Source organism: Archangium minus (assembly GCF_044360475.1).
Taxonomy (GTDB): domain Bacteria; phylum Myxococcota; class Myxococcia; order Myxococcales; family Myxococcaceae; genus Archangium; species Archangium minus.
On the sequence record NZ_CP043494.1, the window covers coordinates 6,873,444 to 6,897,133 of the forward strand.

Genomic DNA, 23,690 nt, shown 5'->3' on the forward strand with positions numbered 1-23,690 from the left:
TCGCTGGTCCTCCGGTCGCCGCTTCCTCAACGCCTACGGCCCCACCGAGGTCACCGTCTGCGCCTCCATTGAGTCCCGCCTCGACCCTCTCCAGCCCACCATCGGCCGTCCCTTCCCCAACGCCCTCCTCTACGTCCTCGACTCCCGCCTTCAGCCCCTCCCCATTGGCCTGCCCGGCGAGCTCTTCGTCGGTGGCCCGGGCGTGGCTCGCGGCTACCTCGGCCGTCCGGACCTCACCGCCGAGCGCTTCGTCCCCAATCCCTTCTCCCAAGAGCCTGGTGCTCGCCTCTACCGCACCGGGGACCTCGTTCGCTGGCTGCCCTCTGGCTCCCTGGAGTTCCTCGGCCGCATTGACGAGCAGGTGAAGCTGCGCGGCTTCCGCATCGAGCCCTCCGAGGTCTCCTCCGTTCTGCGCGAGCACCCCTCCGTCCTCGACGCCTTCACCCTTCTTCGCGAGGACTCTCCCGGCCTCCAGCGCCTCGTCTCCTACGTGGTGTCCCGCGACGACGAGCCCGAGGAGACAGTCCTGCGCGCCACGCTCAAGGGCCGGCTGCCCGAGTACATGGTGCCAGCGACCTTCGTCTTCCTGGACGCGCTCCCCCTCACGCCCAACGGGAAGTTGGACCGGCGGGCGCTTCCGGTACCGGGCACGTCCGCGGCTCGGGCTGCGGCGCAGGTGCCTCCGCGCACTCTGGTGGAGGAGCTGCTGGTGGGCCTGTGGGCGGAGCTGCTGGGCGTGGAGCGCGTGGGCATCCACGACGACTTCTTCGACCTGGGCGGCCACTCCCTGGCGGCCACGCAACTGGTGGCGCGCATCCGCGCCGTGTTCGACGTGGACATCTCCCTGCAGGAGCTGTTCGACCTGCCCACCGTGGCCAAGCTGGCCGAGCGGCTCGCAGCACCGCGTGCCGGTGCGCCCGCGAGACCGCCCCCGATCTCACCCACCCAGGAGACCGGGGACGTGCCCCTGTCCTTCGCGCAGGCGGCCTATTGGTCTCCCGAGCGCATGGGAGCAGGGAGCATCTACAACCGCGTCCTCACGCCGCTGCGCCTGGAAGGACGGCTGGACGTGGAGGCACTGCGGATGGCCCTGGAGGAGCTGGTGCGCCGCCACGAGCCGCTGCGCACCTCCTTCCCGGTGGTGGACGGCCAGAGCGTGCAGCGCGTGGCTCCGCCGATGCCCTGGGTGCTGCCCGTAGAGGATCTCAGCCACGTGCCGGAGGAGGCTCGCGAGGCCGAGGTCCTGCGGCGGCTGAACGAGGAGGGCTGGCGCCCGTTCGACATGGAGCAGGGGCCGCTGATGCGCACCCTCCTCTACCGGCTCTCGGACGAGCTGCACGTGCTGATGCTGGCCATCCACCACGCCGTCACGGACCTGGTGTCCGGCGGGGTGATGATGAACGAGCTGTCGGCGCTCTACGGCGCCTTCAGCGAGGATCAGCCCTCACCGCTGCCCGAGCTGACCCTGAGCTACCGCGACTACACCCTGTGGCAGCGAGAGTGGATGCAGGGCGAGGTGCTGGAACACCACCGGGCCTACTGGAGCCGCCGGCTGGCGGACCCACCGCCTCCGCCGCCGCTGCCCTTTGATCACCCGCGTCCGGAGGTGGGGAGCTTCCACAAGGGCGTCCACACCTTCACCCTCTCGCGGGAGGTGTCCGACGAGCTCCGAGCCCTGGCTCGCCGCGAAGGCGTCACCCCCTTCATGCTGGGCCTGGCGGCCTTCCAGACCTTCCTGGCGCGGATGACCCGGCAGGAGGAGCTGATGGTGGGCTTCGTCCACGCCAACCGCCCCCGCCCGGAGCTGGAGCCGCTGGTGGGCATGTTCGCCAGCTACCTGCTGCTGCGCACGAACCTGTCCGGCAACCCCCACTTCCGCGAGGTGCTGCGGCGTGTACGTGCGGGCTACCTGGAAGCGTCCGAGCACCAGGCGTTGCCCCACGCGGAGCTGGTGGAGCTCCTGCGTCCGGAGAAGGTGGACAGCCGCCCGCTGAGCCCCATCGGTTACGTCTTCCAGGGCTCCGCTCCGGTCACCACCACGGTGGCCGGCCTCGCCATCCGCGTGATGCACGTGGAGCTGGAGCTGCTGCTCAATGATCTGCAACTCCTGCTGGTGGACGGCCCGGAGGGGTTGGTGGGCCGCTTGGAGTACAGGACCGAGCTCTTCGAGCCAGAGACAATCGCCGCGATGGCCGAGGCACTCCAGACGCAGCTGACGCAGGTGGTGGAGGATCCGGATCGGCCCCTGGAGGCTCTGTCCCCGCTGCCGGCCCGGCTCCTCCCCGCACCTTCGAAAGAGAGAGAGCTCGCATGAGCCGCAAGGCCTATCTGTTCGTGGAGGCGGAGCCGTTCCAGAGCGCCTCGGGAGCCATCAACGCCTGGGTGGAGGAGGAGTTGCGGGCGCTCGGCCATGAGCTCGAACGCCACAACCACTACCGCCCCAACGCGGGGGACACGGGCATCCCGCTGGCCAATGCGCGGCGGCTGCTGACCCTGCGCTCGAGGCCTCCAGCGGACCTGGCCGTCTTCTGCGATCTCGGCCTGGGGATTCACCCTCCCAGCCGAGAGCTGGCCCGGCGGACGTTCGTGTTCTTTCACGGGCTCCATGGCCAGCCCACGCTCTGGCTCGGCAACCCCCTCATCGACCTGTACGGGACGCTGTCGCCCTACCTCCACGACACGCTCTCCTCTCTCCTGATGACGCCGGACTGGCGGCAGCGCCGGTGCCTGGATCCACGAGGCGCCCAGGTGGTCGGCTCCCTCGTCCCCACCCTGCCCTGCCTGGAAGCCGCGGAGGGAGATGCCCGCCTGCCAGGAGGAGAGCTGCCCGAGTCCGTGCAAGAGGCGCTGGATCGCGGCGAGGTGCTGGGCCATGCGATCCAACCCACCAAGGCGAACTGGCTGGCCGTCTGCTCCATCCTCCTGCACCTGCGAGCGCTGACCCGGGAACATGGCCATCCTCCCGTGCGCCTGGTGGTGGCGGCCCAGGACTTCGCGCTCATCCAGCACGCGCTCCGCTACGGCTATCCCTTCCCCGTGCCCGCGCTGGCCGCGGCGCTCCAATCCGCGGAGGCCGGGCTGGAGGATCTCCTGCTGCCAGTCCCCCACCTGAAGCAGCCCGCGCTCTTCCGCCTCTTCCGGGAGGCGCGCTTCGGACTCGCCTACAACGCCTCGCCGGAGCCCTTCGGGATGTACGTGCTCGAGTCCGTGCTCAACGGCTGCCCCATCTATACCAATGGAGCGGGCAACAACCGCCATGCGCTCCCACCGGGCCACGGCATCATCGTGCGCGAGAGCGGGGAGATGGCCGCGGGGGCCCCGAACGCCTATGCCACCGTGGCGGCGAGAATCCTCCAGGATCTCCTCGCGCCGGGCCCAGTCCGAGAGGAATGCCAACGGGGAGCCGCGCTCATCCGCCGCACCTTCACCCGCGAGGCCTTCTCCGCCAGCCTCCGGGCCTGCGTGGATCGGCTCGAGTCGGACACGACGACTCCCCACTGGAGCTTCGACGAACTGGTGGTGCGACTGAGCCCCCTCGTGCGTCGGCTCGACGAGGCCAGCGGGGCGTTCAGCTCCGACTATGTGAACGCCAGACTGAGTCCGGAGGAGCGGGACCTGATGAACGAGCTCCTAGGCCGGCCGGCGGGCCAGCTGGGGCACGGGGAGACGGACCTCGCGCGGATGGAGGGGCTCTTCGACAAGGGGGTGCTGTCGCTTGCACCGCCCGCTGGCGCCGAGCCCCCGAGGCCCACCTGGGGCGCGTGGTCCTGGTATCCGCCGGGCTCCGCGTTCCTCGAGCCCTCTCTCCTGAAAGACACCGTCACGAGGTAGCCGCTGGCCCGACCAGGCGCGCCTCTCCACCCGGGTACACACGTGTCGACCATTCTCTTCGTTCCCATGCCCGAGCGCGGGCACATCAACCCCTCGCTCAAGATGGCCAGGGCCCTCCAGAAGCGCGGACACCGGATCGTCTATTGCGGCCTCCGAGACATGGAGGACCTCATCCGGGCAGAGGGGTTCGAGTTCGAGTGCCTCTTCGAGCACCTCTACCCGAAGGGGTTCCAGACGGAGATCAAAGCCCGGCTCGGGAGCTTGAGCGGCCTGTCACGGTTCCTCTACGTGCGCGAGCTGGTCCGCAAGCAGACGAGGATGCTCGAGTCCCTGCTCCAGGGCGAGTTCGACCAGATCATCTCCCGGACGCGTCCGGACCTGGGCATCACGGACGTGCTGCTCCCCGAGACATTCCTGGTCCTCCGTGGCCATCAGGTACCCGCCCTGCTGCTGAACACGAGCATCCCCCTGCGATGGGAGCCGATGACGCCGCCCCCCACCTCCGGGTGCATTCCCGACGGCCGGCTCTCCAGCAAGGTCCAGGGCGCCTTGGATTGGGGACGCGTCCTGCTCGACGCGAAGCTGGGTGCCTTGAGCACGTGGGTGGGGCTCGAACCGGACGGCCTCGGGTACCGGCGCAAGCTGGCGCGCAAGCATGGCTATCCGCTCTCGGGCCTGGACTTCGCGGGCAGACCCACCGGCGAGCACGATCCCATGCTCATCCTCTGCCCGCGCGAGTTCGTGGAGTTCCGCGATGCGAAGCTCTCCATCGAGTACCACTACACGGGCCCCAGCATCGACCTGCAGCGGCAGGAGCCGGACTTCCCCTGGGAACGGCTCGATGGAGAACGGCCCCTCGTCGTGTGCTCCCTGGGAACGATGGTCATCCATCCCGAGCGGGCCAGACGCTTCCACCAGTCCGTGGCCGATGCGGCGCGACGACGCCCGCGGTGGCAGTTCGTGGTCGCCACCAACCAGTGGACGGAGGAGACACCCGGACAGGCCCCGGCCAACCTCGTGTCCGTGAAGCATGTGCCCCAACTCCAGATGCTGCGACGCGCGTCCGCCATGGTGACCCACGGCGGCTTCAACAGCGTCAAGGAGTGCATCTACTTCGGTGTGCCGATGGTGGTGTTGCCGATCCAGTTCGACCAGCCCGGAGTGGCGGCCCGGGTCGTCCACCATGGCCTCGGGGTGCGTGCCTCCATCGACGAGCTGACGCCCGACACCTTCGTCCCCCTGCTCGACGAGGTCGTGGAGAATCCCTCGTACCGACGCGAACTGGCACGAATGCAGGCACTGTTCCAAGCGGCCGAGCAGGAGCAGGCGATGGTCGAAGCCCTCGAGAAACACCTGCGCCGCGCATGAGCGCCCAGTTGAAGCGCCCCCTCTTCAATCGACACCTCGGAAAAGGTTGGACATGGACAACATCGGAATGAAACAGCGCGCGCGACAGCTGGCGGGCACCGCCCTCACGCACAGCGCCATCTTCGCGGCCAGACAGGTCACGCAAGCCATCGAGCGAACCCCGGAGGCGCGCCGCACCTTCTTCGAGCCCACGGAGTTCCCCTTCGCGGCCCGTATCGAGCAGAACTGGCGGGTCATCCGCCAGGAGCTGGACGCGGTCATGCGCGGGGTGGAGATCATCCCCAACTTCCAGGATCTCATGCAGGAGCAGCGCGAGCTGACCACGGATGATCGCTGGAAGACGTTCCCCTTCTACGGCTACGGGGTGAAGTTCGAGGACAACTGCCGTCGCTGCCCAGAGACCACGCGCCTGTTGGAGAGCATCCCTGGCATGACGAGTGCCATGTTCTCCATCCTCCGGGGCCGCAAGCACATTCCCGCGCACTCTGGCCACTATAAGGGCGTGCTGCGCTACCACCTGGGCCTCCTCGTGCCCGAGCCCGCGGACAAGTGCCGCATCCGCGTGGGCCAGGAGACGGCCTCCTGGCAGGAGGGGCGCAGCCTCATCTTCGATGACACCCACGACCACGAGGTCTGGAAGGAGAACGAAGGAGACCGCGTCGTGCTCTTCGTGGACTTCCTACGGCCCATGCCGCCGCTGCTCGACGGCCTCAACCGTCTGGTGGTGAAGCTGATCAGCCTGTCGCCCTACATCCAGCAAAGCGAGCAGAACTCACGGCGCTGGGAGGAGTACTTCGGTCAGGAGTTCGATCTCCGCCGTGCGGCTCCCGGCAGGTGAGCCTGCCCCCTCTCAGGCCTCGAGCACCGTCGCGAGCGCGCGGTACTCAGGTCCCAACATCCGCTCGGCGGCACTGCCGGCCACGACCACCGGGAGCATCGCTCCCTCTAGAGCGGCATCGGCCGAGAGCCTCACGGCGATGGGGGCCATCACCTTGGCCTCAATGAGCCGCTTCAACGGCCGAGCGCCCAGCTTCGGCTCGTACCCGTGACGAGCCAGCCAGGCCCGCGCGTCCGGCTCCACCACCAGCCGAAGCCTGCGCCGCAGGAGTCCCGCCCGTGAGGCCGCTTTCTCCAGCTCCAGGTCCACGATGCGCAGCACGTCCGCTTCCGACAGACGGCGGAACGGGATGATGTGATCGATGCGGTTGAACAGCTCCGGACGGAACGCCTGACGGATGGCCCGAAAGAAATCCTCCGAGCCCCGCTCAGCACCGAAGCCCGCGGGTTCAGACGACTCGACGCCGAGGTTGCTCGTCATGCAAACCACCGTCATCCGGAAGTCCACCAGCCGCCCCAGGCTGTCGGTGAGTCTCCCCTCCCCCAGAATCCCGAGCAGCAGATCGAACACGTCCGGGTGTGCCTTCTCAATCTCATCAAAGAGGACGAGCGACATTGGCTGCTGACGAACGCGCTCGGCGAGGCTGGTGATGCCAGGACCGACCTCCATCAGCCGCTGGGCCGAGCCGGGCAGCATGTACTCGGACATGTCGAGCCGGATCATCCGGTCCTCATTGCCGAAGAGCGTGCGCGCGAGCTGCTTGGACAACTCCGTCTTCCCCACGCCCGTAGGCCCGGCGAAGAGCAACGTGCCTACCGGCTTCTCCGGATCATTGAGCCCGGCCTTGAACCGTGCGAGCACGCCCGCGGCCAGCTCACAGGCACGATCCTGACCGACGACACCCTGCCGCAACTGCGCCGCGAGCGTGGCTTGCTCGGCGGGGATCTCATCGCTGATGAGCTGGAGTGGCAGTCCCGTGTAGCGCGCGTAGGCCTCGGAGACATCACGCGGATAGAGCGTGCGGGCCTTGCCTCGCTCGCCCTGCTGTTCGAGCCAGTCGAGAAAACGGAAGGCCTTTCCCGGGAACAGACTGTCACGCTGGAACGTCTCGAGGTGCCCCACGAGCTGCCGCAGGCCCAGGGGGTGGATGCTCACACTGCTGCGCTTCGCTGACTGGTAGCGCAGCATCCACTCCGGGACCTGCGAGGCCGGTGGAGGCTCGATGCGAATAATACGAAAGGGCCGCAGGGCCTCTGGGAAGCGCCGCTGGCAGCGCTCGAGCTCGGCCTCGGTGCACTCGGCGATGAGGGAGATCTCCTCGCTCATCGCGGCGGGGATCAGCAGATCCCCGATCGACGATCCATCCGGCTGAGGCGCGAGGATCGACGTGAGCCGATCCACGTAGAGGTAGTCGTTCTCATACGAGAGCGCGTCGACGATCTTCAAACAGCGCTCCTGCCACATGCCCAGGTACACCATGCCGGCCACGATGCGCTCGGCGCTGGTGCGCCAGATGTCCGGCAGACGCGTCTCCTTGTCCTCACGCCGCCGCTCGGCGATGAAGCGCGCGAGCATCAGCACCTGGCTCGTCTTGCCGACACCGGGTCCTCCGACGAGCAACAGCGACTGCGGAGGCTGTCGCTTCGCATGGGCGAGCCACGAGCGCATGGCCTCGGCGTCGTACACGAGCGCAGGCTGCCTGCCGCCCAAGGCCCGAGAGGTCAACTCCTCGCCGATCTGCTCCAGCACCTCCGGCCGTTGGACCTCGCGCTTGCCGCCGCGGGAGTCCCGCTGCAGTCCGCCCGGGTCCCAGCTGCACACGTACTCCGGGCCCTCGTGGCGGAAGTCGTAGAGCCCCTTGGGCTTCTCCCCGAGCAGCGCGGTGGTGAGCGCGTTCTGCAATACCTCGCGAGCGATGGAGAGGTCTTCGATGACAAACGACCAGCCGAAGCGCGGCACCCGCACGCGCCAGGCGCCACTCTCCAACTTCCCGTAGACGTACGTCAGCTTCAGCGGGATGAGCGCCTTGGCGATCACCGGCCGCTTTTTGTGCACCGTCTGCGGGTGGATCTCCACGGAGATGGTCCGGGCCTCCAGGGTCTCCTCCCACAGGAAGCGTTCGAGCGCGGAGGAATCCTCGAGCAGGAGCTGCCGCACCTTCATCTCGAGCAAGGCATAGACCTCGGCCTCGCTGGTGCCGTAGGCGGAAGGCGGAGGGTCGTCGAAGAGGCGGTCCCAGACGGGCAAGAGCTGTCCGGAGAGCCGACCATCGTGGTGGGTCGTGAAGTAGACGCGAAGGCTCTTGTCACTCATGGTTCTGGCTCATCCTCAACCGCCACAGGGCAGGCAGGGCATCCGCGGGGGTCCTCACACGGTGGCTGCCGCTGTGGGTGAGCAGGTAGTCATCGAGCTCCAGCACGGAGATCGTCCCTGGCCGCGCGGGCGGCTCGAAGCGGTAGGCACGAACGACAGGGGCGGCCGATTCAGGATCCTCCGGGAGCGGGCGCACCCCCTCCTGACGGGCCTTGTGGAAGGCCAGGAGCTTCGCACCGTGCAACGCGAGCAGCTCCGAGGGCTCAGGCGCGCTCGCCTCATGGACACGGACCTTCACGATCTCCGGGAGCCGCCCCGAGGACTGCCAGACGTGCAGTCCCCCCTCTCCCTCGAAGAAAGGCCGCACGCCGGGACCCACCAACTTGATCGCGGCGTGCACCGGCTCCGCCATCGACGAGCCCAGGAACTCCCGAAGCCGTCGGGCACCTCCCGTCACCACAGCGCCTCCGGGCAGGTGCACGGCGAAGGACTCGATGTCGCCTCGCGACCAGGCATAGGCCGTACAAAGCCACCGGGTGAGCAGGGAGCCGCTGGACGCGCCCTGCCGCCACTGCCCCAGGGGAAGCAGCTCCAGGGTGAGCACGTGCTGATCGGGGCTGGAGAGATTCCGGAGGATGCGTTGCAGGAAGTACACCTCGGCCAGCGCATCGAGCATCTGCTCACGGGAGACGACCTTCACAGGCGCGAGTGCTCGCCGGTCGAAGATCCGGATGCGCCCCCCTGAGTCCCATCTATCGACCTTGGGCCGCTCCAGGGTGCCGAAGCGCTCGACCTCGATCATCTCGCGCGCCTCCTCCTCGGGGGCGCGAGCGAGGGACTCGAGCTGGGAGGCGAACTCCTCCAGGTACATCCGCATCGAGTCGAGCGTGTACAGCGATTCGGCGTGCTCGCCCTCGCCCGTGCGCAGGCGATCGAGGTGGAAGCGGACCTGCTCGGACAGCGAGCCGAGGTCGGCGCTCTCCCTCATCTCCCGCACCACCTCGCGCGCCTCGAGCATCTTCTCGCGCAGCCGGGCAACAGGGATCGCCAGGTGCGGCTCCAACGCGAACCCCTCGGCCACCGGCTCCCGGGGGATCAGCGCATCGGCCTGCACCTCGAAGCGACCGTCGCGGGTGTAGAGCTGGAACAACCGCATCAGGGCATGGGGTCCCTTGATGATGGCTTCGGAGAGGACCTGCCCGACCTTCTCCTCCAGGTAGCGCTTCAACGGGCGCGCCCCCAACTGTGGATCGAAGGCCTCCTCAACGATGCGCCGCTTCACCGCGTCGTCCGCGGACACGAAGATGTGGCGCGAGGTCAACCCGTGCCGCGACAGCAGCCGCGCGAGCTCCTTCTCGACCACCTTCTCGCCCACCTCCCGCGAGAGCGGCGCGAAGTGCACGATGCGATCAATGCGGTTGAAGAGCTCGGGCGGGAAGAACTCGCGCACGGCCCGGTCCGCGTCGAGCGCCAGGGCCTGCGCGTCCGGCGAGCCAATGCCCACCGCCGGTTTGCGCCGAGCCCCGAGGTTGCTCGTCATCACAATGACGGTATGGGTGAAGTCCGCCGTCTCGCCCGAGGCGTCAGTCAGCCGGCCCTCGTCGAACGTCTGCAGGAGCAGGTTGAGCAGCGAGGGGTGCGCCTTCTCAATCTCATCGAACAGCACGAGCGAGAATGGCTGCTCGCGGATGAGCCGCGTGAGACGACCCTCCGGCTGCCACGCATCACCGGTGAGCCGCGCGACGGCCTCTGCCGTCTGGAACTCGGCCATGTCGAGCCGCACCATGCGCGAGGCATCGCCATACAGGTAGCCAGCCAGCGCGCGTGCGAGCTCGGTCTTCCCGGTGCCCGTGGGACCGGTGAACAGATAGACGCCGTAGGGCCGCCGAGGATCGGTGAGCCCGGAGTGGATGCGCGCGATGAGATCGCACGCCACCGCCACCGCATCCGGCTGCCCCATGACCTTGCGAGAGAGCGCGTCGTGGACCTCTTCCGGCGCCAGCTTCTCCTGGGGGCGGATCAGGAAGTCTGGCAGCCCCGTCCTGCGAGAGAGGTACTCGAAGAGCGCCTCGACCCCGAGATGTTTCTCCGGAGCCCCCATATCGGTGGCCAGTGCACGCAGCAGATCGAGCGCCTTGCCCGGCAGCGCGGTCCCGGAGAGGAGCGACTGGGCCTGCTCGAGCAGGGCCGGAAAGAGGGGCACATCCCAGGAGACGCGGTGCTTGGCCTCCAGCTCGCGCGACTCATGCAGCAGCATGCGGAGCGTCTCGTCGGTGCTGGTGGGCCGCACGTGGAGCTGGGTAAAGAGCGCGGCGAAGGACGGAGCGTCGGACTCGAGCCGCTGGAGCTGCTCCGGTGTCACCGTGCCCACGAGCGTGATTTCCCCGCGGGCGAGTGATCCCTGAAAGAAGAGCGCGAGGTTGGCATCGCTGTCGCGCGAGCGGCCGATGCGTCCAAAGGCATGCAAATCCTCAATGAAGAGGATGCGCCGCCCCCCTTTCGCGTCCTCGAGCAGCTTGAGGCAGCGCTGCTCCCAGTCGCCGACGTAGCTCATGCCAGCGATGATCCGCTTGCCGGCGAGCGTCCAAACCTCCGTCACCTTGTCCAGGTTGCGGTGGGTCTGGAAGCCCTCTGCCTCGAGCTGCTCGGCCACGAAGCGCTTGAGCAGGGTCCGCTTGCCACAGCCGGGAGGCCCGACGAGCAGCACCGGCGTGCGCCGCTCTCCACCGAGCAGGAGCTGCAACTGCTCGCGGTAAGGGCTGCGCGCCATGCCGATGTCGAGCGAGCCCTCCGCGGCCTGGAGGGTGAGGTTCGTCCCCAGGTTGCCCAGCACGCGGTTGCCGTTACCTGACTTCTTCTTCTTGTCTTTGTCCTTGTCCTTGCCGGGCCGGTCCTCGATCTCCAGATCGTCCCAGGGGCCCTTCTTCTTGCCGAGCGCATCGAGCAACGACTTCGGCCTGGCCACGAACGCGAGCGCCTTGAGGCTGTCCTTGCGGTTGGAGCGCAGCTCTTCCAGCTCGTAGGACTCCAGCCCAGCCCAGGCGCGGGTGAAGAAGACCTTCGCCTGCTCCTCGAGGCTGACACCGGTATCGACTGGGAACCACTCGCCCTGGCGTGCGGGGTGGTACGCGATGGTCATGAGCTCGTCGCGCGTGCGCCAACGCGGCTCGAGGATCAGCGGGAAGAGTCCTGACAGCCGAGGTGTCTCGGTTCCAGCGCGCACGCGTTTGAAGTCGAGCTCAAGCTGCAACCGCTCCAGGCGAATGCCGCGAGGAAGCTGGAAGTATGAAAGCTCCCGGACCGGCAGCTCGCCGAGGGTGTTCCGGAGGTCCTCCACGAGCTTCTGCTGGAGCTTGACCGTGCTCCGGCCCTCGCGGTCACGGGTATAGGGGCCGAGCGCGAGGGTGGTCCACCGGTAGCCACCGGAGGAATCCCGGCTCTGGTAGACGGCGATGGTGAGGTTCATCGGTTCGCGCCCCTGATCGTGTCGAGCACAAAGGAGAAGCCGCTCTCGGGATCGAACCCGCCGGAGCGCTCGAGGTGGAGGATGTGTTCGAGGAGGATCAGCTCAAGCTGCTGGAAGTAGTTCTCGCCGTCGAGCTGGAGCTTGCGCGCGCCATCGCACAGTGAGAGCCAGCCGTCGGGGAGGTGCTCACGCTCGGCCGGCGTCAACCGGAGCTCCTTAAGGGGCGGTTGCGGTCGAGGGGCGATGGCAGGCAGCTCGAGCTCCTTCTCGGACAGGATGGTGAGCATTCCCACGGGCCTGACGGTGAGCATGACCGACTCCTCCTTCTCCGTAGGAAGGAAGCGATGCAGCCCGGCTTCGAGCGCCAGGAAGGCACCGGCATACGGACCACTGACTGACAACAGCACCTCCCGGGAGGTGCGTGAGGGATCCGTGAGTGCTTTCCGCAGTGGCTCGAGGCCGAGGACCTCATCCGCCCACTTGCGTGTGCGCTCGCTGCCCTTGCTGATGACTGACAGGCGGCCTCCGATCGACCACCCGCGCCGGGGGGCATCCGCGAGCAGAGGCAGAAGCCAGCGCTCGAGCGCCCGCGTCTCCCCCGCCTCCTGGAGGATGAGCGTGATCCCATCCCTCCGCGGCTGCAGGGCGAGCAGCACCGAAGGCATCAATCGACGGAGCGCGCGGATCTGCTCGTGGCCGTCACCCACAAAGGGGGTAGCGTCCTGCTGCTCGAAGAGCGCCACCATCGCCAGCTCCTCGGCAGCGAGCAGCGCCGAGCGAAGCCGTTGGCTCTCAGACCAGAGCTCATCGAGCCGGCTGTGCTCGTGCCGCTGCTTCCCCATTGAGACGGCCTCGGGTCCGCGAGCATTCCGTTGTTCGCCCTGCGCGAGCTGGGCCACCAGGAACCGAAGCTGTTCCGCGAGGTGCTCCACCGCGTCCAATCGGAAGAGCGCGTCGATCTCCCGCCGTCCCGCCTGGAGGTCGTACACCAGCCGGAGCTGATTCCGCGCCGACTTCGGGCTTCCCTTGGACAGCTCCACCGCGAGCCCCTCCGGACGCGGAGAGATCTCCACGTGTCCGCCCTGGGCGTCGGCCCCGGCGGCGGAGAGCACACGCGCAATGGGGACCACGAGCTGCTGATCCAGGTGCCTCCGCATGGCGCGAGCGCCATAGGCCTCCTGGTACCCCGATGCGGCGAGCGTGGTGGTGACTTCCGGCGGGACGTGGAGCGAGATACCGCGCTGGAACAACCCGCGCCGCTGCCCCAGCCTGTCCACGCCGAGGCGCGCCACCTCCGCCGCCTGCTCAGCCGTGAGCGGATGAAAGGGAATGAGCTGATCAATGCGGTTGACGAACTCGGGCCGGAAGTGCCGGTGCACCTCGCGCAGGTAGTACGAGGCGTCATCCACCGCGGTGGCACCAATGCCCAGCGGAGCGCGGCGATGCGCCACTCCGAGGTTGCTCGTCATGATGATGAGGGCATTGTGAAACCAGGCGGTCTGGCCCCGGGCATCGGTGAGTCGCCCTTCCCCACAGACCTGCAGGAGCAGGTCGAAGACAGCCGGATGGGCCTTCTCAATCTCATCGAGCAGGAGCACGCAGAAGGGCTGCTGGCGGACACGCCGCGTGAGCAGTCCCTCGCCCTGAGTATTGCCTCGGATGAGGCGCTCGGCGGCCCAGGGGTCCATGAACTCGCTCATATCGAAGCGGAACATCCGCTCCGGCGAGCCAAAGAGGAACGTAGCGAGCAGCCGCGCGAGCTCCGTCTTCCCGACTCCCGTGGGACCCACGAAGAGGAAGGTAGCCAGCGGCTTGCCCTGTGGCTGGAGCCCCGCCTTGACCATGCACAGCGTCTCCACGACGCGGCGCACCGCGAGCTCCTGGCCGACGAGCTGGCGGCGGAAGTGCGCCTCGACCTCAGCGGCAAGCAGCGCTCGGTCCTCGCGGAGCAGGAACTCGGGAACACCGGTCTTGAGGCTGAAGAGCGAATACACCCGCTCGCGGGTGAGCACGGGGACTCGGCCATCTCCCGTGCGCTCCTGCTGCAGGCCCGCGCGCAGCTCCTCATACAACCGCACCGCCTTGCCCGGCAGCGCGCGGCTGGGCAGGTAGCGCTCGGCCAGGTCCACGAGGGGATCCACCGCGTCATCAGCCAGCGTGGGTCGTGAGGCTTCCGCCTGGCGCTGCCAGGCAGCCCGGCTCCGGAGCGCCTCTCGGGTGTGCCTCGTCGCCAGGGGCTCCAGGCGCACACGTGAGAGCACAGCGAAGAGACCCGGGTGCCGATTCTCCAGCAGATCCAGCGCGTCAGGCGTGAGCTCACCGAGGAAGCGCACCCGACCCTCCTCCAGGAAGGGCTTCATCGCGCCGGGGATGTCGATGGACTCCGTGGAGTGCTGCGCGAGCAGCTCACCAAGGTTCTCGAAATAGAGGACGGCATCGAGGTCCTGCGCCGCGCGCATCACGCGAAGCACACGCTCCTGCCACTGGCCGAAGCCGGACATCCCAGCGATCAGCCGCGAGCCGCTCGTCGCGAACACCTGACGCGAGCGGCCGGCCTTCCGCTCGGCACGGAGCCACGCTTGGAGCAACTCCGACTTGCCCACCAGCTCGGGGCCAACGAGCAACACGCCCTGCCGCTTCTCCCCCCCGAGCAATCCCGACAGCAGCGCGAGCTCCGTGTCCCGGCCAACGAGCGGTGGCCCGTGCTTCGCCTCCTCGCGCGTGTGCAAGGGGGTGGAGACGGAGAGGAGCACCTCGTTCGCCCGGTCGCGCTTGAGCTTCTCCTCCCACTTCTTCTTCGCCTGCCGGGCCTTGTCGCTCGCATCCAGACGCCGGAGCGAGAGAGCGAGAGTCTCAAGCGTCACCACTCTCGGAGGCAGCAGCCGCAGGTACTCATGAGCGGTCGGCTCACGCGCAGCGAGCAGCCGCTCCACGTCCGCGCGAACGGTCTCTCGGACGTCCTGCTTTGGACCGACGTAGACGGTGTGATCCAACGAGGGGACGAAGACCCAGGTCTCCTCCGGGAGCGGGACGACGACCGCGGCCATCTCCAGGGTGGTCGGCTTGACGAGGCGCTTGGGCAGGTCGGCGCGTGACGCCTGAATCTCCAGCATCTCGAGCCGCACCTGCGCGGGGAGGGAGAACCGGGCGAGCTCCTCGGGCTCCACCTTGGACAAGTGCTCCTCGAGGAACAGCCGCTGCTCCGACAGACAGGCCTCGAGGCTGTGCGCGTGGCTCGTCAGGGAGGGCGCGGCCACGGGGAACACCTGGTAGTCACCGCTCCAGAGCTGCTGGCAGAGAAGGGGTGTGGAGAAGTCGAGGGTCCCGGATGCGGCATCGGAAGAGGCCATGAGCCCGGCAGTCTATGCTCGCGAAGACCCTCCCTGATAGGAGCGCATGCCATGAGCGACGCAGACACTGAAAAAGCAATGAGCGGCGTGTGGGATCAGCACCTGGCCTCCGAGTTCGCAGCCAAGAGCCCCGATGAGGCCCTGGCGACGATGACCGCGAACCCCCACGTCAACATGGTCCCGCTGATGACCGGCGCCGTTGGCCGGGAGCAGCTCCACGAGTTCTACGCGAAGCACTTCCTGTCCCAGATTCCTCCGGACATGACGATGGTCCCGGTCTCGCGGACCGTGGGGCAAGGCCGGGTTGTCGACGAACTGGTCGCGAGCTTCACCCACTCCATGCGGATCGACTGGCTGCTGCCGGGCCTCGCTCCGACGGGCAAGCGCATCGAGCTGCCGTTCGTGGTCATCGTTCAATTTGAGGGAGGCAAGATCGCTCACGAGCACCTGTACTGGGATCAGGCCTCGGTGCTCGTGCAGCTGGGGCTCATTGATCGCTCGCTCCCTGTCCGGGGCGCGGAGATCGCGCAACAGGTCCTGAATCCGACCCAACCGATGAACGAGCTGATCCGGCGCGCCCAGAACCCTGAAAAAGGCGAGTGATGGGGTACGCTGGGGGGAGGAGGCGTACCTCACCATGGCGCACGTGAACCCCATCCTCTTCCAGTCCGCGACCGAGCGGCGCCTGCGCGACGAGCTGCTCGCCGACAAGGACATCCAACGGGCACTGCGTCACCTGGAGGAGCACCCGGCCAGGTCTGCCCCCCTCGCGAGGCGGAGACGGCTGGTATCGGACGCGTTCCGGCTGACGTACTCGACGGCGCCGGCGGTCATGGCTGCGCTGACCGCCTGCGAGGAGACGCTCGGTTACGAGGGCCCCGTGGAGGTGTTCGTCCATCCGGAGCCAGGGCTCCGGGCCGCGGCGGTGTATCGCCCACCGGAAACACCCGCCATCGTCCTCTCCGCGAGGCTGCTCGAGGTGCTCCCCGAAGCCGAGCTGCGCTTCGTCCTCGGGCACGAGCTCGGCCACCTCGCCTTCGGGCACTTCACCCTTCCGCTGCCTGCCACGACCATGGCGGGGGAAGCCTCGGGGCGGATCGTCCGGCACACCACGACCCTCCGGCTGTACCAGTGGAGCCGGGCCGCGGAGCTCAGCGCGGATCGCGCGGGACTGCTGTGCGCCAGGGACGCCGAAGCCGCCGCGAGCGCTCTGTTCAAGCTGGCGAGCGGTATGTCCTCGGCGCCCGTGAAATCCGAGCTGCGGGCCCATATACGTCAGGTCGATGCGCTCCTGTCCGGAGCCTCGGCTCGGGAGAAGCCCCGCGAGGAGGAGGAGACACTCGGCCTCTTCAGCACCCACGCGTTCGGTGCGCCACGGCTGCGCGGCATTGCAGCCTTCGCCAGGACGAGGACCTTCCTGCGGATCGCCGGCCGCTACGCGAGCGAGGAGGGGCACCTGGACGAGGATGCCGACCGCCTCCTGGTCAATGACCTCCAGGAGTTGGCTCCCTCGTACCTGGAGGAGACGTCCGGGAGTGCCGAGTTGCTGCGGCGGGCACTCGTCCAGGGCGAGCGCGTGGTGAGCCCCTCGAACGAGGAGGGAACCCCCCTTCCCTCTCCTGAGGCGGCTCGAAGGGAGTTGGGAGTGACGCTGGCCCGGGTGAACCAGGAGGCGACCCTCTCCGAGCGAGCCCGGCTGGTGCAGCACCTCACCCTGGTGGCGGCCCCGGACGGAAACGTAGGCGACGAGGGATTCCTGGAGCTGCGGCGAATCGCCGGAGCGCTGTCCGTACCTGCCTGGCTGGTGGACGAAGCGCTCCGGGGCGCCGCCCACCCACTGGACTGACTGACCCCAACGAGTCCCCGCCCTGCTCAATCGTGAGCGGGGGCAATGACGGTACGAAGCAAGGGCCACCGCTCGCGCAGGAGCTGAACAAGTAATTTCAAACTCCAATGCTCCGAACGTGCGTGCCCCAGGGCAATGGCAAACATGCCTGTGTCGGCGAGCGCCCGCTGGGCCGGAACACGCAACTGGCCGGTCACATAGACGGTTGCTCCAAGCCCAGCCGCCTCGCGCACGAGCCCATCGTTCATGGCCCGGGCCACGGCGATTCGATCCACCTGCCCCGCTGAACCAGGGACCACGTCCTCGACCGCGCCAAAGAGTTGCTCGAGCCGTTGCACGAGCTCGCCTGACGACAGGGGCGACAGACTGCCCACCATACCGAGAGACTGCCCGGCTCGCTCACCGAACGGCACCAGGGAGCCGAGACCGAGCGCCTCCGCCAGAGGTCGGTTGAACCCGAGCCCGAGTCGTTCGTCGAAGGGAGCGTGGTTGGCTATCACCCCGAGGCCCGAGGGGAGTGACTCCGTATCGAGCCGCCAGTGCCGATGGAGGAAGAGCGCATCGAGCCGCTCCGTATGCCCCCACTCCGCGAGCTCCGCCCATGGCTCGAGCGCCAACCCCAAGCTGCCCACGGGCTCCGCCCGCGCGAGGACGACTCGGGTTCGTTCGCCCGTCTCTGCGGAAGCCCCCAGCGAGTGATCAATGTATTCAACAACCTCGCCGAGCGCAGGAAGATGCAAGGAATTACGCCCCATCAATCACTCTCATTTGCTTGTTATTATTTACACATCAACACACAAACAAAAATCAAACACAAACATACCCGCAAAAACAAACACAATCAAATTAAATCAACCACAAAAAACAACACTGACACGACAAGTGCAAAGCAATAACGAATTAACTTGATATGTATTTCTATTCCTCGAACAAGCCATGCATACAAATGGAGCAAATGTAGGCATGACACCCAGCATACTTGACACATTGTAGCGAAATGTAGGCACGATATCCATCCTCTTTTCGGGAATCCGAACAAGCGAGCAGCCGACGTGAGGCACGCCCGAGTTGGTAGCTGGCGGCAGGGCGGAAGGCGGAGAGCCTCCGACAGCAGCGCCAGATGTGAAAAGGCCCGTCTCAACAACCACACCGCGCGCGGAGGATCGCACGGACTGTCACATTCCTCCGCGAGCAGGGGCTCGTATCGCGGGCGCTGGATGCCCGCTAATACACAGAGCACGACTCGGATTGACGTTCCGACAAATCAGCCACTGAAAACCTTTGTCCGTACTGGAAATCCAGGAAAACCGCTCAAAACTTCCGCTGCCACCGGAATAACAAACATGAAATGGGGTATGAAGACGAATTGAAGGTGGTCGTTCTCGTGGATCGAGAGTCTGGTTTTACATCGAAGCATCAGACGCGAAACTCACGAGGAGCCCTATGAGATCCAGCTCGCGTTGGTTGTTGCTGGTGGTCCCTGGCTTGTTGTTGGTCTCCACTCTCAGTGGAGCACCGACCGTTGCCGAGGCGGCCCCCCAAAAGGGAGGCGGAACGTGCAAGAAGTGCCCGCCTACGGACGGAGGCACCGGCTCCGACGGCGGCACGGGCTATGACGCGGGCACTCCCGACGCGGGCTCCGGCTCTGACGCGGGCACGGGTTACGACGCAGGCACGGGTTACGACGCGGGCACTCCCGACGCGGGCTCCGGCTCCGATGCCGGTACGCCCCCGGTGACGGGCTGCCTCGGAGAGCCGCTGCTCAACTCGCTCGGGAAGGACCACGTGCTCGTTGGCGCGAAGACGGGCGACGACGTGGCCGGGCTGGCCCCATTCGATATCCGTTACATCTACCTCGCGGGTGGACTGTTCGACAGCGCGGATGTGTGCAACTCATGCAGCACGAGCTGCTCCGCCGCGGGGCAGTCCTGCGCCAGCTGGAATTCCAATGGCTGCGGATGGTGGGGTTGCTGGCAGTGGGATCAGCTTGCCCCTGGGCAGTACCTGCGCGACTTCCTCTCGCAGACCACCCTCTTGGGGCAGATCCCCATGATCACCTACTACGAGCTCCTCCACACCAGCCGTGTGGCGGAGGGCGCACAGGAGGTGGCCAAGGCGCAGGACGTCGCCATGATGCAGCGCTACTACAATGACTGGCGTTTCGTGCTGAAGCAGATTGGGAACTCCACCGTCCTGCTCCACATCGAGCCAGACTTCTGGGCGTATGCCCAGCACGTGAACACGAACCCTCACCTGATTCCGGCGGCGGTCGCCTCGGCCAACCCCACGGACTGCGGGACGCTCGAGAACACGATTGCCGGCATGGGCCGCTGCATGATCGCCATGGCTCGCAAGTACGCTCCCAATGCCAAGGTGGGCCTGCATGCCTCCGCGTGGGCCACGAAGATCGACGCCATGATGAACCGGGATCCCGCGCTCAACGTCGAGGCCGAGGCCATCAAGGTGGCGGACTTCCTGCGCGAGTGTGGCGGGGGCTCGGGAGACTTCGTCGTAGTGGAGACGAGCGATCGCGACGCCCAGTACTACCAGGTGCGGCTGGGGCGCAACAGCTGGTGGGACGCGACCAACGCCACGCTCCCCAACTTCCGCCAGGCCTTCCGGTTCGCCAAGGCACTCTCGGAGCGAATGCACCTGCCCAACCTGTGGTGGCAGATCCCCGTGGGAAATATGTCGATGCTCGGCTACGACCTGCACTGGAAGGACAACCGTCTGGACTACTTCTTCGACCACCCGCAGGAGGTCGCCGCCGCGCATGGTATCGGAATGATCTTCGGCGCGGGCGAGGAAGCCCAGACGAACCTCTCCACCGACAGCGGGCATGCCCTGTTGCGAACGAACAACTACTTCCTCAATGGGGGACAACTCGCCTGCCCCAACGCAAGCATGCCTTGAGGAGGGCGTGATAGACGGAGGGGATCATGGATGAGGCCCCTCCGTCTCCGCTGCCGTTCCCGACGAGTCTCTGCCACCGCTGCGCCGCACCACCGAAGTACGTGCGGACGAAGACGTCCACGTTCATCCTCTGCCCGCTGCTGCCTCAGAAGTATCCGCCCCAGCCGGTGCTCAGGTGCCCACTCTTCCGCCCGAGGCCCCAGGAGCCGGAGGAAACGTAGCGGCGCCGTCACCGAGCGCTCGGGCCATCACGGAGGCCTTTGAGCTTGCGGTGGAATTGAATCCACCTCCCCTAATAGAAGATACGCCCACACTGGGGGAACAAGATGAACGTGCTGGTAACCGGGGCCACGGGCCTCATCGGGAACGCCCTCGCAAACAGGCTGGTGGCACGAGGAAACCGGGTACGCGCGCTGGTGCGAGATCCCGAGCGGGCCAGGCGCATCCTGCCCGCGGAGGTGGAGCTCGTGCGGGGCGACGTCACGGACCCGGAGTCACTGCCCGCGGCGATGCGCGGGACCGAGCGGCTCTTCCACACCGCGGGCCTACCCGAGCAGTGGCAACCCGACGACACCCTCTTCGACAAGGTGAACCGCCAGGGCACGGTGAACGTGCTGCGGGCCGCGCTCGCGGCGGGGGTGAAGCGCGTGGTGTACACCTCGACGATGGACGTCTTCGCCGCGCCGCGGGGGGGCACGCTGGTGGAGACGAACATTGATCCCCACCCCAAACCCACCGCCTATGAGCGCTCGAAGCAGGCGGCGGAGCGGGAGGCGGAGGTCATCCGCCAGCAGGGGCTCGACGTGGTGTACGTCAACCCCGCGGCCGTGTACGGGCCGAGCCCCGTACACGTGAGCCTCAACACCTTCTTCCTCCAGGTCCTCAACCGCAAGGCGCCCGCGCTACCACCCGGGGGAATGCCCGTGGTGTATGTGGACGGCGTGACGGACGTGCACCTCGCCGCGGCCGATCGAGGCGCGTCAGGCGAACGATTCCTCGTCTCCGACACCCACGTGAGCAACCGCGAGCTGGCCACGGAGATCCTCCGGGCCGCTGGCGGAGGAAGCACGCCCCCCACGGCTCCCGCCGCGCTGATGAAGCTGCTCGCCTCGACGTCCGCGCCACTCGCGAGGACGTTTGGCTTCACGCCGCTCATCGCCCCCGGTCAGCTCTCGTTCCTCCTGTGGGACGTCCGCGTGGACGCGAGCAAGGCCCAGCGTGAACTGGGCTTCCGGCCTACGCCCCTCTCCGAGGGGATCGCGCGGACCGTCGCGTTCCTCCGCGAACAGGGGCTCGTGCCGCGGGCTCCGGATGCCCGCTGACTCCCATGGACATGCGACATGCCCTGAAGGGCTCCTCCAGCGGCACCTGCTTCGTTACGTGGGGGCGACCTCGACGGCGCCTCCTGGCTCCACCGTCACCCGCACCGGGAGGAAGCGCTCGATGAGCCGGGCGTGCGTGGTGAGGTGCTCCGTCACCCGCTCCGTCGTGTAGCGCGTCGTCCCCGGTGAGGCCGGACCCAGCTTCCCCGCCGCCAGCAGCGCCGCGGGCAGGAGGATCTGATCCCCGAGGTGCTCGTCCAGCGCGCCCCCGCTCTCCATGAAGCGCGCCAGCTCCTCGGCCGCCTCGCGCCCCACCTCCTCCGCTGGACGTCCCCGCTCTCCCAGCGCCGTGAAGCCGGCCAGGGTGTTCTCGAACTGCGCCAGGATGAACGTCACCGTTCCCACCGAGCGTGTCGTCGGCAGCGGCCGGTTCTCCGCATGGCTGTAGATGCCCTGCTCGCGCAGCGCCGCCACCGCCGCCTTGGACTGCCGCTCCGCGATGGTGAACGGCAATCCGCCCACGAACGAGCTCACGGAGATGTCCCGCAGCGTCCCACGCGCTGGCAGCTCCACCCGACTCGGGGGATCGCTTACCGGCTCTACCTCGGCGATGAACTCCCCCGCCCCCTCTGGGTAGAAGCCCGCGTGCATCAGGCGCAGCGAGGTGTGCAGTCCGTACGCCCGTGTCACCGGCAGCCACACCCCGACGACGTAGTGGTAGCTGGGGCTGTGCGGCAGGTGCGTCCCTCCACGCAAGGTGAGCGAGCCTCCCCCCGCCAGCGCCAGCGGGTAGAAGAGGCACTGGAAGAGCAGCGGTGTGCTGCCCGCGGTGCCCACCTCGATCACATAGTCGCCCGGACGCACCGGCTCCGGCTCGAAGCGCAGCTCCGAGGAGCCCACCGCCGCGCCCTCGCTCCGACCTCCGCTGATGGCCTCGGCGCCCCGCACGCAGGCGAGGTGTTGGGGACGCAACCCCGGCGGCTGGCGGTTGGCCCGCACCCGCGTCATGTGGAAGGGCCTCCCGGTGATGAGCGACAGCGAGAGCGCCGAGCGGAGCATCTGCCCGCCTCCCTCGCCCTCACTCCCATCGAGCTCCACCGGTCCGTCGTGGCGGTCGGCGCCTGCCATGCCCCTCCCCGTCCAAAAAAGGTCGGCGCAGCGTAGCAGAAGGCTTTCGGTTACTGTCCGCCCGCTTTGGCCCTCGCGATCTTCCTGTTCACCTACGTCTTCATTGCCGGCATCCGCCTTCCCTACCCCAAGCTGGACCGCCCTGGCGGCGCGCTCGTGGGCGCGGTCCTGATGGTGGTGGCCGGTGTCGTCTCCCCCGCCGAGGTCTTCAACTACAGCTCCGACCCCTCCCGGCACGCCGTGGACATGGACACGCTCGTGCTGCTGTTGGGGATGATGTTGATCGCGGACTACCTCTCGCAGGCCGCCTTCTTCCGAGCGGCCGGTGCCTGGGCGCTGCGCAAGGCCCACACCCCTCGGCTGCTCCTCGTGGCCGTGGCGTGCACCAGCGCCTTCCTGTCCGCCTTCCTCGTCAACGACACCATCTGTCTGATGCTCACCCCGCTCGTGCTGGTGGTGGTCGAGGATGCGCGCCTCCCCCCCATTCCGTACCTGCTCGCCGTGTGCATGGCCTCCAACGCCGGTTCAGTGGCCACCTTCACCGGCAACCCGCAGAACATGCTCATTCAGGGCGCCTCCGGCCTGCCCTATGCGCAGTTCGTCGCCTACATGGCACTACCGGCCGTGGTCTCCACCGCCGTGGTCGTCGCAGGGCTGCTCTTCGTCTTCCGCAAGGAGCTCTCCCACGAGCGCTTCGAGACCCATCCCCCCCCACCCGCGGTGGATCGGCCGCTGCTGGGGCTCACGCTCGTGACGCTCCTCGGGGTGGTGGCCGCCTTCTTCGCCGGCCTGCCCATGAGCTGGAGCGCCCTCACTGGCGCCGCGGTGTTGATGACCCTGGCCCGCCGCTTCCCACGCCAGGCCATTGAGCGCGTGGACTATGTGTTGCTGCTGTTCTTCGCCTGCCTCTTCGTGGTCGTCTACGGCGTGAACAAGGCCGGTTGGGCGGATGAGATCTACCGCATCTTCTCGCCCTTCATGTCCGGGCCGCCCTGGCGCGAGACGCTCGGCTTCGCGGGGCTGACGCTGGTGGCCTCCAACCTCTTCAGCAACGTGCCCTTCGTCATGCTGGCGCGTGCCTGGGTGCCCACGCTGCACGAGCCGGTGCTCGGCTGGCACGTGCTGGCGCTGGGCTCCACGCTGGCCGGCAACCTCACGCTCGTGGGCAGCGTGGCCAACCTCATCGTCTTCGAGGCCGCGCGCGGCAAGGCCGAGATCAGCTTCCTCGGCTACCTGCGCGTGGGCATCCCCATCACGCTCATCAGCTTCGTGCTGGGGCTCGCGGTGCTACTCGCCGAGCACGCGCTGTTCTAGG

General features: G+C 67.5%; 15 protein-coding genes. 10 read left to right on the forward strand and 5 right to left on the reverse strand.

Annotated elements, in window-relative coordinates; genetic code table 11:
* The first annotated feature begins 202 nt into the window (after window positions 1-202).
* From F0U60_RS27850 to F0U60_RS27865, 4 genes are read left to right on the forward strand one after another with little or no spacing between them, the layout of a single operon-like run.
* Window positions 203-2,314: a condensation domain-containing protein gene (locus F0U60_RS27850; RefSeq protein WP_395803949.1), complete on the forward strand. Its 2,112-nt coding sequence runs from the start codon at window positions 203-205 to the stop codon at window positions 2,312-2,314.
* The gene (locus tag F0U60_RS27855; protein WP_395803951.1) at window positions 2,311-3,831 is read left to right on the forward strand and encodes a hypothetical protein; all 1,521 of its coding nucleotides are present in this window, start codon (window positions 2,311-2,313) and stop codon (window positions 3,829-3,831) included. The genes F0U60_RS27850 and F0U60_RS27855 overlap by 4 nt, the downstream gene beginning before the upstream one ends.
* A 42-nt stretch (window positions 3,832-3,873) precedes the next feature.
* Window positions 3,874-5,199: a nucleotide disphospho-sugar-binding domain-containing protein gene (locus F0U60_RS27860; protein ID WP_395803953.1), complete on the forward strand. Its 1,326-nt coding sequence runs from the start codon at window positions 3,874-3,876 to the stop codon at window positions 5,197-5,199.
* Window positions 5,200-5,251: 52 nt separating this feature from the next.
* On the forward strand, window positions 5,252-6,037 hold the full coding sequence (locus tag F0U60_RS27865) for an aspartyl/asparaginyl beta-hydroxylase domain-containing protein (protein WP_395803955.1): 786 nt from the start codon (window positions 5,252-5,254) through the stop codon (window positions 6,035-6,037).
* Window positions 6,038-6,049: 12 nt separating this feature from the next.
* Here the strand turns inward: F0U60_RS27865 and F0U60_RS27870 are convergent, their stop codons facing one another.
* The 3 genes from F0U60_RS27870 to F0U60_RS27880 are packed head-to-tail and all read right to left on the reverse strand — an operon-like array spanning window position 6,050 to window position 15,166.
* Window positions 6,050-8,350 (reverse strand): AAA family ATPase, encoded by a 2,301-nt coding sequence (locus tag F0U60_RS27870; protein WP_395803957.1) that lies wholly within the window; start codon window positions 8,348-8,350, stop codon window positions 6,050-6,052.
* Entirely contained in the window at window positions 8,343-11,816 is a 3,474-nt protein-coding gene (locus F0U60_RS27875; protein WP_395803959.1) for an AAA family ATPase, read from the reverse strand. The genes F0U60_RS27870 and F0U60_RS27875 overlap by 8 nt, the downstream gene beginning before the upstream one ends.
* Window positions 11,813-15,166, reverse strand: coding sequence for an AAA family ATPase (locus F0U60_RS27880; RefSeq protein ID WP_395803962.1), 3,354 nt, complete (start codon window positions 15,164-15,166; stop codon window positions 11,813-11,815). The genes F0U60_RS27875 and F0U60_RS27880 overlap by 4 nt, the downstream gene beginning before the upstream one ends.
* A 51-nt stretch (window positions 15,167-15,217) precedes the next feature.
* Between F0U60_RS27880 and F0U60_RS27885 the strand changes: the two genes are divergently transcribed.
* The gene (locus F0U60_RS27885; RefSeq protein WP_395803964.1) at window positions 15,218-15,769 is read left to right on the forward strand and encodes an ester cyclase; all 552 of its coding nucleotides are present in this window, start codon (window positions 15,218-15,220) and stop codon (window positions 15,767-15,769) included.
* A 34-nt stretch (window positions 15,770-15,803) separates the two neighbouring features.
* Window positions 15,804-17,012: a M48 family metallopeptidase gene (locus F0U60_RS27890; RefSeq protein WP_395803966.1), complete on the forward strand. Its 1,209-nt coding sequence runs from the start codon at window positions 15,804-15,806 to the stop codon at window positions 17,010-17,012.
* 26 nt (window positions 17,013-17,038) lie between these two features.
* On the opposite strand, the gene F0U60_RS27895 is transcribed toward F0U60_RS27890, so the two are convergent.
* Window positions 17,039-17,767: a Nif3-like dinuclear metal center hexameric protein gene (locus F0U60_RS27895; RefSeq protein ID WP_395803968.1), complete on the reverse strand. Its 729-nt coding sequence runs from the start codon at window positions 17,765-17,767 to the stop codon at window positions 17,039-17,041.
* Between the two features lie 688 nt (window positions 17,768-18,455).
* Here F0U60_RS27895 and F0U60_RS27900 point away from each other — a divergent pair.
* The 3 genes from F0U60_RS27900 to F0U60_RS27910 all read left to right on the forward strand — a co-directional run bounded on the left by F0U60_RS27900 (window position 18,456) and on the right by F0U60_RS27910 (window position 21,247).
* Window positions 18,456-19,925 carry a hypothetical protein gene (locus tag F0U60_RS27900; RefSeq protein WP_395803970.1) on the forward strand — a complete coding sequence of 490 codons (1,470 nt, stop codon included), beginning with the start codon at window positions 18,456-18,458 and terminating at the stop codon, window positions 19,923-19,925.
* A 26-nt stretch (window positions 19,926-19,951) separates the two neighbouring features.
* Entirely contained in the window at window positions 19,952-20,146 is a 195-nt protein-coding gene (locus F0U60_RS27905) for a hypothetical protein (protein WP_395803972.1), read from the forward strand.
* A 105-nt stretch (window positions 20,147-20,251) separates the two neighbouring features.
* Window positions 20,252-21,247: an SDR family NAD(P)-dependent oxidoreductase gene (locus F0U60_RS27910; RefSeq protein ID WP_395803974.1), complete on the forward strand. Its 996-nt coding sequence runs from the start codon at window positions 20,252-20,254 to the stop codon at window positions 21,245-21,247.
* 54 nt (window positions 21,248-21,301) lie between these two features.
* Here the strand turns inward: F0U60_RS27910 and rtcA are convergent, their stop codons facing one another.
* Window positions 21,302-22,375 carry an RNA 3'-terminal phosphate cyclase gene (rtcA, locus tag F0U60_RS27915; protein WP_395803976.1) on the reverse strand — a complete coding sequence of 358 codons (1,074 nt, stop codon included), beginning with the start codon at window positions 22,373-22,375 and terminating at the stop codon, window positions 21,302-21,304.
* A 66-nt stretch (window positions 22,376-22,441) separates the two neighbouring features.
* Between rtcA and F0U60_RS27920 the strand changes: the two genes are divergently transcribed.
* The gene (locus tag F0U60_RS27920; protein WP_395803978.1) at window positions 22,442-23,689 is read left to right on the forward strand and encodes an SLC13 family permease; all 1,248 of its coding nucleotides are present in this window, start codon (window positions 22,442-22,444) and stop codon (window positions 23,687-23,689) included.
* Window position 23,690: the final 1 nt, after the last annotated feature.